Source organism: Williamsia sp. CHRR-6, assembly GCF_018474015.1.
Lineage (GTDB): Bacteria > Actinomycetota > Actinomycetes > Mycobacteriales > Mycobacteriaceae > Williamsia_A.
Window position 1 is genome coordinate 627,611 of sequence record NZ_JAHCSG010000002.1, and the last position, 12,078, is coordinate 639,688.

Genomic DNA, 12,078 nt, shown 5'->3' on the forward strand with positions numbered 1-12,078 from the left:
GCCTCACGGCACCACGCGATCCTCGGTGGGCCGCAGGATGTTGCGCGCCGAGTAGGTCTGCGACTGGGCGTCGTAGCTGCGGATGAGGATCAGCCGCAGCGCGTGGGTGAACGAGATCCACGGCAGGTAGATGGTGATGGCCCCGAAGGCGTAACCGAACCGTTGGTGCAGCAGCAGGGTGCGGGGCAAAAACGACATGTAGCGGACGAATCCCACCATGCCGGTCTCCATTCGGCGCGGTGACACCCCCACGGTGATGTGGGGCAGAAACGCGTTGCGGCCGCCGGTCTCGCCGACGCAGAGTCCCATGTCGACGTCTTCGAACACGTCGCGTCGCATGCTCACGCGATCTCGGATGGCCGCCCACGTCGTGGCGCGCAGCACCATGTTGGAGCCGTAGAGCACCGGCACCGATCGCACCGTCGGGTTGTCCTCGGTGGCCGCAGAACGAAAAGGGTTGACCGGCAGGCGCTTCTTGAGGCGTGTGATGCCGTCGCCATAGGGCAGGCCGTAGGCCTCACCCCGCCCGCACAGTGCCGCCCAGCGTTGTTCGGTGTCGGCAAGGAAGAACTCGACGATCGTCTGCGCCCAGTGGGGTGGCACCAGCGAGTCGGAATCGATACGTGCAACGAAATCGCCTGTAGCGGCGTTCATCCCGGCATTGCGTGCGAACACCAGTCCCTGTTCGGTCTCGGTGATCACCCGGATCTCGGGGTGCTGACGGGCCAGGCCGGTCACGATGGCGACGGTTGAATCGGTGGAGTTGTTGTCCACCACCACGATCTCGCGGATGTGGTCGAGTTGGGTCAGGAGCCGTCCGAGGCATTCTCCGACGATCTCTTCTTCGTTGTAGGTCGGTATGACCACCGACAGGCACTTGGATTCCATGGCTCCTCGGTCTCGGCGAGACTGTGTGGGTGAATCGTAGGTGAGGTGTGGATCTGCGGCCGACTTCGGTGATGGCGGCCGCCCGTGGTCACTGGCAGTGTCAGTTCCCTTGTGCGCCGGTCATCGTGGCCTCGATCACGGCCACCGCGCGGGCTGCGGCCTGGGCCTCGTCGACCATCGATCGTGCGACGGATGCGGCCCGATCACGGGTGGCGGCATCGACCAGTGTGCGGATCTGGGCGGTCAGCCGGGTCGGGTCCGCCGACGCCGCCGGCGCCCCGGACCCGATACCGGCGGACCGTAGAGCCTGCGCCCAGATCGGTTGGTCGGCGCCCATCCAGTAGGCGAAGGTGGGTAGTCCGGCCCGCACCGTTGCGGCGGTGGAACCCGCCCCACCGTGGTGGATGGCGGCCAGGCAACGCGGCAGCACCCGGGCGTGGTCGACGGTGGGTCGCACGATCACCGTGTCGTCGTCGGAGACATCGGAGAGAAAGCCCGACCAGCCCGCGGCCACCAGCAGCCGCACGCCCAGGGCCGCAGCGGTACGCAGCACCGCGGTGGCCATCGCGTCCGGGTCGGGCAGGGTCATGCTGCCGAAGCCCACGTACAGCGGTGCATCGCCGTCGGACAGCCAGTCCTCGAGTGCGGTGTCGTCGCCGGCATCGCCCAACCGCGCACGCAGGGTGGCATCGGGGGTCAGGAACCCGGTCAGTGGCCGGCGCCGGCCCCATTCGGTGTCGAGGCCGGGAAACAGGGCTGGGTCGTATGCGCCGATGGTCGGAACCGGCCGGTCGGCCACCCGTTGCGCGTCGATCCGGTGACCGGTCGGTGAGCGGGCCGCCGACAAGCCCAGGTGCTCACGCAGAGCGTTCTCCGCGGCGCGACTGTTCCACCACAGCACCCGCTCGATCACCGACCAGCTCGGCCGATACAGCGGTCGTGGGGTCGCAACGCCCATGCCGGAGAGCAACGTCACAGAGCGGTTGGGCCGCATCGGGCACAGGTGCACCGGCAGGTACGGGATACCGCGGGCCTCGGCGACGGTCAGCATCCGCTCCTGGCCCACGCTGCCGCCGACGATGGCATCGGCACCGTGAGACAGGTCCATCAGCTCGCGCAGGGCGGTCATCGCCCCGGCCGAGGCGATGGCTGCCACCGCTGCGAGCCGGGTACGCGGATTCGACGACTTGACCTGTGACACAGCGACATCCGAGGACAGCAGGGTTGAGGTGTCCACCCCGCAGGGGTGCACTGGTAGGCCGGAACGTCGGGCGAACTCGACCAAATTGGGGGGCACCGCGATGCGCACCCGGTGGCCGCGTCGGGTCAGCGCTGTCCCCAACACCAGCCCCGGCTGTACGTCGCCGCGGCTTCCGCTGAACGCCAGCAACAGGTCCACGATCACATCCTCGTCCGGGTCGGTTTGCAGGGTTGTATACCGCATGAGGGCACATCCGAGCAGGGCGTGCAGTGCCGCGTGGACCGGTGCGTATCGCCTCGGGCGCCTACGATTTCGCGCATGCGACGACTCGAGGCCGCCGACTTCACCTACTGGTTCATGGATCGGGGACTGGGGTGGTCGGTGGTGTTGCAGTTGATCTGGACGTTTCCCACCCGGATACCGGCCGCAGCGATCGAGGCGATGAACGCCGACCTCGCCCGCGGACCCCTGCACCGCAGAGTGCACGAGGCGACGGTGCCGATTGCCCGCCCACGGTGGGCGCACTCGGCGTGCTCGCCCGCAGCGATGTTCGATCCCGGATCTGTGGTGCGGTCGCAGGTCCTGCGCTGGGCTGCCGACGAGATGTACGCGGTACGCCTCGACCCGAGAGCTGGCCGGCAGTGGCGGTTGCGAGCCATCGACCTCGCCGACGGCGGAACGGCACTGTCGCTGTGCACCCTGCACCTGGTGGCCGACGGTCAGGTGTTCGTCGCCTCGGCGGCCGACGCGATGGCCGGTCGATCGGCCGACCCGCTCCCGATCGCCCCGCCCGATTCGGCAGCGGTCCGTGCGGCCGACGCCATCGACGTGGTGCGCCAGCTCGCGGCCGTGGCCACCGGGGTGGGTCGGGCCGTCTACGAGACCGGACGCCGCCGGATGCTCGCCGCGAGGGGCGCTGCGGCCGATGCGGGGCTGCCGCCCGATCCCCGCTCGGGCCGCACTGTGCCCGCCGCGCGGGCACCTGCGGCGAGAACCCGGTGGGCGATCGTCAGTGTTCCGGCTGTGCAGTGGAAGGCCGTGGCCCAGAGTCACGGTGGCACCGTGAACGTGTTGTTCGTCGCGGTGATCGCCGGAGCACTGCGATCGCGTTGGGCCCACCCCGCGGACGAGCCGCTGAAGGTGGGCATCCCGGTCAGCCAGCGGACCGGAGCAACCGACGAGCGCGCCAACGCCACCGCGGGTGTCTCGGTGTACCTGGCCGATGAGGTGGTGGCCGGCGGCGATCTGACCGCTGTGCGGACCCTGTGCAAGCAGGCCTACGCGCGACTGGCCGCAGGTCACCGACCGCCGATGATCCACCTACAGCCGCTGATGCATGTGCTTCCGACGTCGGTGGTGGTCAAGGCTGCGACAGCGGGCACCGGCATCCCCGATGCGCTCACCTCGAACATCGGCAGCTACGGCGAGGATGTGCTGACCCTCGGCGGCGTGCGGGCAGACGGACTGGCGTTTCGTGGCGACGCGCAGGGGGTCGATCCGCACCTGCCGTACCGCTTCGGCGACGGGTTGCAGTCGTGGTTCATCGAGGCCGGCGACACGGTGACGTTCTCCGTTGCCGCCTTCGACGAGTCGGTCGTCGTCGACGACGACGAGTTGCGCGCGATGCTCGCTGCCGAACTCGACGCCTGGGGTCTGCCGCATCGCATCTGGTGAGCGCAGCGATGTGGTCATCGGCACAGCTGCTCGCCCTGCCGGAGATGATGACCCGCCCTAATCTGTTGTGATGTCCGAGCTCACGACGACGCGCGCCGTCTCGCCTGCGCCGGATCCCTGTCGTTCCTCCCGGCCGCGTGACGTCCGGGTGCGCGATGGCGAAGAGGCATTCGTGATCGCCGAGCGGGTTGTCGGTGTTCAGGCGCCGATCCAGGTGGTCTGGGTGTTCGACACCGACCCGGGCGAGGAATCGATTCGCCAGTGGCACACCGAACTCGGCCATGGCCTGCTGAACCGGCGAGCTGTCGCCCCCAGGGTTCCCCTCGCCCGCCATCGCTGGGTGCGAGCCGCCCCGCCCGCCGGGCCGAAGCTGCAGGCCCAGACCATCGCCGATGATGACGTGCAGGGCTGGCTCGCCGATCATCTGCGTCACACGCCCATCTCCCCGACCCACGGTCACGCCTGGGACGTCGCCGCGGTGTTGACCACGTCGGGTCGTCGCGTGGTGTCGTTGCTGGCCTCACACATGGCCTGCGACGGCCGCGGACTTCGGGCTGAACTGCAGCGCGCCGTGAGCGGAGAGTGTGTCAACACGCTGCCCGACATCGAGGTGACGCGCGGGTGGGCCGGGCTGCGTGCGGATCTGCGAGACGCGGCCGGGCAGATCGTTGCCGCAGCAACAGCAGTGGGGACGCTGGTGCGTGTCGCGGCGGCAAGCCGGAGCCGTGACCAACAGAAGCCGGCCCCGCGAGCACGACGGGTGCGCCCCTGTCGTCGCGAGCAGGACCGGGAGATCAGCGTCGTCGTCGTCGACATCGACCGCGACCACTGGACGGCGCGTGCGCGAGAACTCCAGGGCACCAACAACAGTCTGTTCGCGGCGGTGCTCGCTGGTGTGGTGCGCCGCGCCGAGGAAGTGCCGGAGGACGCCGAGCTGGCCCTGTGCGTCGTCGTCGACCGTCGCAGCGCTGACGACGACCGTGCCAACGCCGCCGGCGGAGTCTGGATAAGGGTCCGAGGTCCACAGACACCAGAGCGCGGCCTGGCCGAGATCCGACACGCGGTCAAGGCGCAGCTCATCGACTACGCCGAATCCGGCCGGCGAGACGGGGCCGAGGAGCTGCATGCACTGGTCCGCCTGGTGCCGGGTGCGCTGATGAAGCGGGTCGTCGGATCGTTCCCCGCTCCAGACACCACCCTGTCCAATCTGGGGGTGATCACCGACGACATCCTCACGATCGGCGGGGTGGCGGCGTCGTCGCATTTCATCGCCTCGGCGTCGCGGGGGTTGTCGTCGCAGGGCCGTCGGCGGTACGCGCGGCCCTATGTCACCGCCTTCTGCAACGAGTACGCCGACCGAGTCACGTTGGTGGTGTGTGGCCTGCACCCGGACTTCTACGGCGACCGGGATCAGCTTCAGCGGTGGATCGACGAGGAGGTGCGGGTGTGGGGACTGACCGCGACACCGTGGTGACGGTGGACCCGAGCGTCAGCACAGCCCCCGTGCTCCTGGAGGAGCGTGTCAGCGGAGCGGGTGAATCGTTCCTGCTCGTGGACGAGACGATGGGCGTGCACATCCCGATGAACACCGCGTGGGTGTTCGAGACCGATCCGGGGGTCGATGCCATCGGCCGTGTGCATCAGCGGCTCGTCGCCAGCTCGTTGTCGCTCCGCGCCGTGTCGCCCAGAGTGCCTGCGGCGAGGTCTCGGTGGCAGCGCTGCGCCGACTGTGCCCCACTGTTCATCGATCCCGTCCCGGTGGCGCCAGGTGGTGTCTCGCAGTGGCTGGACGCCCACGTCCGCGAGCATCGCCTCGCCCCCCGCGACGGCCGCGCCTGGCAGCTGGCCACTGCGGGCACCACCGACGGTGGCCGAGTGGTCTCGCTGCTGGTGTCGCATGCGGTGGCCGACGGCCGTCGGATGATCGACGAGGTGGGCAGGGCAATGACCGGTTTGACCTCCGATCGGCTCGTGCCCGAACCGGTGGCACCGGGTGTCGGTGAGATCGTCGCTGACCTTCGCGATGCCGCTGCGCAGCTCGGTGCCGCGGCGCGGGTGATCGGTGGCGCCGCGCGGGCGGTGCTCGCGCGGCGATCACGACGCGAGCCCGACGTGACCGGTCCCGCGGTGAACTCGGCGGCAGGGAAATCGGCTGGTCTGAACGGTGCGGGGCGGCAACAGATCCCAGCTCGTCCCGTCGCGGCGCCCGCAGTGTCGCCGCACCCACCGGCCGAGCCGGTCACGACGGTGCTCGACATCGACGCCCAGCGGTGGGCCGCGTGTGCCACCAGCAACGGCGGGTCGTCGAATGCGCTGCTGTGCGCCTTCGCCGGTGGCGTGGCCCAGCGCATCGGGGCGCCGTCACCGTCGGGCCAGACCAGCATCGTCATCTCCGTGGACGGCCGCACGCAGGCCGATCGCCGCGCGAACGTGGCTGGGGGAGTACAGATCCGGGTCCCCGGTCGGCTCGGTCCGGGCGCCGACCTGCAGCTGGTCCGATCGCTGACCAAGCAGGCGTTGATCGCCGCCGCCGCACGCCCCGACGTCGACGGCGCCGATCCGATGCAGTTGGTGGCCCGATTGCTGCCCCGACCGGTGTTGCGCCGGTTGATGTCTGCGATCCCGGGACCGATGGTCACCACATCCAACCTCGGTGCGGTCCCGCCAGAACTGATGACCCTCGCCGGTCACCGCGCCCGATCGGTGTGCATCCGGGCCGCCAGCCAAGGCACGACCGTCCAGGCGCGCCGACGCGCCGGAACCGGCGTGTCGGTGTGGCTGACAACCCATCCCGAGCGGGTGACCCTCGCGGTCACCGTGCAACATCCCGACTGCATCGGGTCGACCGGTGAACTACGGGAACTGCTGACCGCCGAGGTGCGGGACTGGGGTCTGACCCCCGAGTTCTGGTGACCACGCATCCGGAAGAGGAAGCCGCTGACATGGCCGAACACCTCGAGCCAGCCGAGCACTCGGAGCCAGTCGATTGCCTGGAGAGAAGGGTCTCGGGATCAGCCGAGTCCTATCTGCTCGCCCAGCGTCATCTCGGCTTCGAGGTCCCGATGCAGATCGGATGGGTGTTCACCTCCGATCCCGGCATGGATGCGGTGCGCGCATTTCACGATCGGGTGACCCGCAGCGGGGTGGCGCTGGCCGCGGTCAGCCCCCGTGTTCCCGTGGCCCGCCACCGCTGGCAGCGACCTACCACCGCGAGTCCACTCCACGACGACCCTGCACCCGTATCCGACGACGCCACGATGGACTGGTTCAACACCCACCAGCGCTGTGGGCCGCTCGCGCCCACCGCCGGGCGCGCATGGCATCTGGCCACCACGAGGACCGACAGTGGCCGGCGGCTGCTGTCACTGATCACCTCACACGTCGTCGGCGACGGTATCCGGACCACAGACGAGGTGGCGCGGGCGATGGCGGGCGCACCTCCCCGCCACGTCGTGGCCGACGGCGGGTCCTGGCGTGATGATCTCGCCGACGCCGCAGGTCAGCTCGGGGCGGCCGCCGGTGCCGCGAGATCTCTGCTGGCAGCGGCGTTCTCGGCCAAGAATCCTCGCCCGAACCCGACCCCGAACGCGCGCACCCGTCCGGTCACCCCGAGGCCCGCCCCGGTCGACACCCCCGACCCGATCGAGGTGATTCTCACCGTGGACCGGGCCCGCTGGGAGGACTGCGCGGCCGCGCATGCAGGCACGTCCAACAGTCTGCTGTGCGCCGTCATGGCCGGACTCGCCCAGCGTGCCGGGGTTCCCACCCGTTCGGGCCACACCAGTCTCGGGATCTCGGTGGACGGTCGCGTCCCGAACGATCGGCGGGTCAACGTAGCTGTCGGCGTGACCATCCGGATACCGGGACCCATCGACCCCCAGAGCGGCCTCGGCGAGATCCGTGCGCTGACCAAACATGCTTTGGCGCAGCGTGACTCGGCCGACGATCCGACACATACGTTGGCTCGACTGGTGCCGCCGGTGGTGCTCAAGCGGATCGTGCCGATGATCCCCGGTCCGCAGGCCAGCGCGTCGAACCTGGGCCCGGTGCCGCCGCCGCTGATGACCCTCGGTGACGTGACCGCTGCCGATGTGGTCTTTCGTGCAGGTAGTCGGGGCCAGAGCCCGGCCTTCCGCCGCCGCACCGGGTTGGGGGTCTCGGGGTGGGTCGCGATCCACCCTGGACATATCACGCTGGCTGTGGCGGGAATGCACCCGGACTGTTTCACCTCCACCGACCAGATGCGTGGCCTGGTCAGCGCCGAACTCGACCGCTGGGGACTGGCGCACACCTACTGGTGAGCGGTCGCGGCCCCCGGTGTCGCCCGCGCGGTGCGCCACAGGTCGGCCACCGACACATCCAGATCGGCGAACAGTCTGCGCACCAACGGAAGTCCGATGCCGACCACAGCTGAGGGGTCACCGTCGACACCGTCGATCAACCAACCGCCGAGGCCGTCGATGGTGAACCCGCCCGCCACCTCCAGCGGCTCGCCGGTGGCGACGTAGGCGTCGATCACCGCGTCGTCGGCGTCACTGAAGTGGACCGTGGTCACCGCCGCCGCAGAAGCGACGCCGATCACCGCGCCACCGGACAGCCGGTGCACGCAGTGACCTGTCATCAGCTCGCCACTGCGACCCCGCACCGAACGCCAGTGTGTGCGAGCACGTTCGGGCGTGTGTGGTTTGCCGACGAGTCGGCCGTCGATGAGGAGCATCGAATCGCAGCCGATGACCACCGCATCGGTGTCGGCAGGAATCTGCTCGACCGCGCCGTCGAGGATGCGTTGGGCCACCGCCGTCGCCTTCGCCTGCGCCAAGGTGGTGACCACCTGATCCGGGGCAGCGTCGCTTCCCAGCGACTCGATCAGTGCGTCCTCGTCGACGTCGGAGACGATCACCGTCGGATCGATTCCGGCACTGCGCAATACGCGCAACCGGCCACTGGAGGCGGACCCGAGGACGACTCGGATCCGATCAGTAGCGTTGGGCGACATTCAAAAAGACCGACGGGGCCAGCGGGTCGGTGGACCGCAACATGTCGACCGGGCGGCCCCACATGTTCTGGTTGTCGGTGGACTGCTCCTGCTCGCCGTCGCCGCCACCAGCGGCCCCGAGCACCGCGACCAACACGGCCACGTCCTCGTCGGTGGGATTGCCGCTGACGATGCGCAGCGTGGGTGCCGGAGTCGCCTCGGAGGCGCTCGGTTGCTCGCTCATGGGTACACCTCGTCGTTCGCTGCGCTCGCAGTGCTTCTGTTGTTCGCTGCGCTCGCTGTGCTTCTGGTGTTCGCTGCGCTCACAGTGCTTCCGTTGTTCGCTGCGCTCACAGGGGGATGTTCCCATGTTTCTTCGGGGGCAGGGTCACCATCTTGCGCTCGAGCAGCTTGAGCGCGGTGGCGATCTGACCCCGGGTGTGCGACGGCGGAATGACTGCGTCGACGTACCCGCGTTCGGCGGCCACATACGGGTTGACCAGGGTGTCCTCATACTGCTGCTGCAGCTGCAGCCGGAGGGCGTCGACGTCGGCGCCAGTGGCCTCGGCTTCTTTGAGTTCGCGGCGGTAGACGAATCCGACGGCACCGGAGGCGCCCATGACCGCGATCTGCGCGGTCGGCCACGCCAGGTTCACATCGGCACCCATGTGCTTGGAGCCCATCACGTCGTAGGCACCGCCGTAGGCCTTGCGGGTGATGACGGTGATCTTGCCGACGGTGGCCTCACCGTAGGCGTAGAGCAGCTTCGCGCCGCGGCGGATGATGCCGTTGTATTCCTGCTCGGTGCCGGGAAGGAAGCCTGGGACGTCGACCAACGTGATGATGGGGATGTTGAAGGCGTCGCAGGTGCGCACGAACCGGGCGGCCTTCTCCGAGGCGTTGATGTCCAGGCAACCGGCGAACTGCGTGGGCTGGTTGGCCACGATCCCCACGCTGCGTCCGTCGACCCGGCCGAAACCGACGATCACGTTGGCGGCGTAACCGGCCTGCACCTCGAGGAACTCGTCGTCGTCGAGGATGCGTCGGATCACCTCGTGCATGTCGTAGGGCTGGTTGGGGGAGTCCGGGATGAGGGTGTCGAGCTCGAGGTCTTCGTCGTTGAGGGTTTCTTCGATCGACCCGGCGGCCGGTGCGTCGACCGGCAGCCGCGGTGCCTGCGCGCGGTTGTTGCTGGGCAGGTAGCCGAGCAACTCCTTGACGTAGTCCAGTGCGTCGTCCTCGTCGGAGGCGACGTAGTGGGCGGTACCGGACTTGCTCATGTGGGTCTGGGCGCCGCCGAGGTCTTCCTTGGTGACGTCTTCGCCGGTGACGGTCTTGATGACGTCGGGACCGGTGATGAACATCTGGCTGGCCTTGTCGACCATCACCACGAAGTCGGTGAGGGCGGGGGAGTAGACGTGACCGCCCGCTGCGGCGCCGAGGATCAACGAGATCTGCGGGATGACGCCTGAGGCGCGCACGTTGCGGTGGAAGATCTCGCCGTAGAGCCCGAGTGAGACCACACCTTCCTGGATGCGGGCGCCGGCACCGTCGTTGATGCCGATCAGCGGTCGACCGGTCTTGAGGGCGAGGTCCATGACCTTGACGATCTTCTCGCCGTACACCTCGCCGAGGCTGCCGCCGAAGACGGTGGCGTCCTGGCTGAAGACGCACACCTCGCGGCCGTCGACGGTGCCGTAGCCGGTGACCACGCCGTCGCCGGTGGGGCGCCGCTCGGCCAGGCCGAAGTTGGTGCTGCGGTGCTTGGCCAGCGCGTCGAGTTCGACGAACGAACCGTCGTCGAGCAGGTGCAGGATGCGCTCCCGAGCGGTCAGTTTGCCGTTGGCGTGCACCTTCTCGATGGCGGCCGGACCCACCGGGGCCTCGGCTTCGGCCAAGCGATTGCGCAGGTCGGCGAGCTTTCCGGCCGTGGTGTGGATGTCGGGCGTCGAGTCGGCATCACGGGAGGCTGTCGTCATGGCCATGATGCTAGCGAGCGTTCGATCGGTCGGGGCTACCGGCCTGCGGTCTATGGGGTCAAGGACATCGGGCGTGGACGTCTGGCCATGGCTAGGCTCGGCCCTCATGACACCGACATCCGCGTCTCCGCCAGTGCTCGACGTCGAGCGCATAGCGGCGGCCGCCGGCGACGGGTGGCGGCCGATCGAGGTGGTGGCGGCCACCGGGTCGACCAACGCCGACCTGGTGGGCCGATGCGGACAGGGATCGGAGTCGGTGGTGGGTTCGGTTCTGCTCGCCGAGCACCAGACTGCCGGGCGTGGCAGGCATGGCCGTACCTGGGTGTCGCCGCCGGGTGCGCAAGTCGCCATGTCGGTGGCGCTCGATGCCCGCGACCGGGACGCGATCGCACGACTGGGCTGGGTGTCGCTACTGAGTGGGGTGGCCGTGGCCGAGGCCATCGCCGAGGTGACCGGGGTCGTCGCCGAACTCAAGTGGCCCAACGACGTGCTGGTGGGCGGGGCCAAGGTGTCGGGGATCCTGGCCGAGTTGGCCGCGGGGCCAACAGTTGTCGTTGGCATCGGGGTGAACACGGGGCTCGGTGCCGAGCAGTTGCCGGTTCCTACCGCCACGTCGCTGAACCTGCACACCGAGAGTCCCGTGGACCGGTCCGCACTCGCCGGCGCGGTCTTGGCGCGATTGGGTGAACTGATCGCGTTGTGGCCCAACCGGATACCCGACATCGCCGCGGCGTACCGGCAGCGGTGCATCACCCTTGGCGCACGTGTCCGGCTCGACCTGCCCGATGGCTCGACGGTGGTCGCCACCGCGGTGGACGTCGACGATGACGGCCGCCTGGTCGTCGACCCCGCCGATGGTGCAACGCGGTTCGCGGTCGCAGCCGGCGACGTCACCCACCTGCGGCCGGTCGGGTAGTTCGAAAGCACGTAGTGCGCTGCGGTCCCTGTCGGGTGGGTCGAAAGCACGGAGTGCGCTTCGGTCCAGCCGACGCAGTAGATGGTGAGCCGCGCTGTTGGCTGAGCCCGGCGTGGTTGTGTGCCCTGGCCCGTGCGTTTACCCCGTCGAGTGGGCGGAAAACCCCGTCGAGTGGGCGGCAAAAAGCGCCTCCCACTCGACGGCGCTGTTCCACCCACTCGACACGTCGCTGCATTGTTGAGTTCTCAAACATCGTGGTGGGGCTGGGCCCCCGGGTTGTGGGTCGGTTAGGCGGCGATGCTGGTGAGGTTCATCGTTCGGCGGTGGTAGGAGGGCATGAGTGTTTGGTGGGGGTCGATGGATGCGGGTGGGCGGAGCCAGGGGTGGCGGTCGTGGCCCATGATGACGTCCCAGCCGCGGTGGTGGACGTCGACGTGGCAGGCGC

General features: G+C 69.0%; 10 protein-coding genes and 1 pseudogene. 5 read left to right on the plus strand and 6 right to left on the minus strand.

All coding sequences use genetic code 11. From position 1 onward, the window contains the following. Window positions 1-3: 3 nt before the first annotated feature. Together KIK15_RS08815 and KIK15_RS08820 are read right to left on the minus strand one after the other, a co-directional pair. The gene (locus KIK15_RS08815) at window positions 4-888 is read right to left on the minus strand and encodes a glycosyltransferase family 2 protein (protein ID WP_214243788.1); all 885 of its coding nucleotides are present in this window, start codon (window positions 886-888) and stop codon (window positions 4-6) included. A 100-nt stretch (window positions 889-988) separates the two neighbouring features. Continuing rightward, window positions 989-2,332: a glycosyltransferase gene (locus tag KIK15_RS08820; protein WP_250324303.1), complete on the minus strand. Its 1,344-nt coding sequence runs from the start codon at window positions 2,330-2,332 to the stop codon at window positions 989-991. Window positions 2,333-2,407: 75 nt separating this feature from the next. Between KIK15_RS08820 and KIK15_RS08825 the strand changes: the two genes are divergently transcribed. The 4 genes from KIK15_RS08825 (at window position 2,408) to KIK15_RS08840 (ending at window position 8,064) form a co-directional block, all read left to right on the plus strand. Continuing rightward, window positions 2,408-3,763, plus strand: coding sequence for a hypothetical protein (locus KIK15_RS08825; RefSeq protein ID WP_214243789.1), 1,356 nt, complete (start codon window positions 2,408-2,410; stop codon window positions 3,761-3,763). A gap of 70 nt (window positions 3,764-3,833) precedes the next feature. Continuing rightward, window positions 3,834-5,237, plus strand: coding sequence for a hypothetical protein (locus tag KIK15_RS08830; protein ID WP_214243790.1), 1,404 nt, complete (start codon window positions 3,834-3,836; stop codon window positions 5,235-5,237). Continuing rightward, the gene (locus KIK15_RS08835) at window positions 5,210-6,676 is read left to right on the plus strand and encodes a hypothetical protein (protein WP_214243791.1); all 1,467 of its coding nucleotides are present in this window, start codon (window positions 5,210-5,212) and stop codon (window positions 6,674-6,676) included. The genes KIK15_RS08830 and KIK15_RS08835 overlap by 28 nt, the downstream gene beginning before the upstream one ends. Then, a complete protein-coding gene (locus tag KIK15_RS08840; RefSeq protein WP_214243792.1) occupies window positions 6,673-8,064 on the plus strand; it encodes a hypothetical protein in 1,392 nt (463 codons plus the stop codon). The genes KIK15_RS08835 and KIK15_RS08840 overlap by 4 nt, the downstream gene beginning before the upstream one ends. On the opposite strand, the gene KIK15_RS08845 is transcribed toward KIK15_RS08840, so the two are convergent. The 3 genes from KIK15_RS08845 to KIK15_RS08855 all read right to left on the minus strand — a co-directional run bounded on the left by KIK15_RS08845 (window position 8,055) and on the right by KIK15_RS08855 (window position 10,717). Next, window positions 8,055-8,759 (minus strand): nucleoside triphosphate pyrophosphatase, encoded by a 705-nt coding sequence (locus KIK15_RS08845; RefSeq protein WP_214243793.1) that lies wholly within the window; start codon window positions 8,757-8,759, stop codon window positions 8,055-8,057. The genes KIK15_RS08840 and KIK15_RS08845 overlap by 10 nt on opposite strands. Next, window positions 8,740-8,982: an acyl-CoA carboxylase subunit epsilon gene (locus tag KIK15_RS08850; RefSeq protein ID WP_214243794.1), complete on the minus strand. Its 243-nt coding sequence runs from the start codon at window positions 8,980-8,982 to the stop codon at window positions 8,740-8,742. Before KIK15_RS08850 ends, KIK15_RS08845 begins: the two co-directional genes overlap by 20 nt. A 106-nt stretch (window positions 8,983-9,088) precedes the next feature. After that, entirely contained in the window at window positions 9,089-10,717 is a 1,629-nt protein-coding gene (locus KIK15_RS08855; RefSeq protein ID WP_214243795.1) for an acyl-CoA carboxylase subunit beta, read from the minus strand. A 106-nt stretch (window positions 10,718-10,823) separates the two neighbouring features. On the opposite strand from KIK15_RS08855, the gene KIK15_RS08860 reads away from it, so the two are divergent. Beyond that, entirely contained in the window at window positions 10,824-11,633 is an 810-nt protein-coding gene (locus KIK15_RS08860) for a biotin--[acetyl-CoA-carboxylase] ligase (RefSeq protein ID WP_214243796.1), read from the plus strand. A 287-nt stretch (window positions 11,634-11,920) separates the two neighbouring features. On the opposite strand, the pseudogene KIK15_RS18350 reads toward KIK15_RS08860, so the two are convergent. Beyond that, window positions 11,921-12,078, minus strand: a pseudogene (locus tag KIK15_RS18350) (HNH endonuclease); the annotation flags it as partial.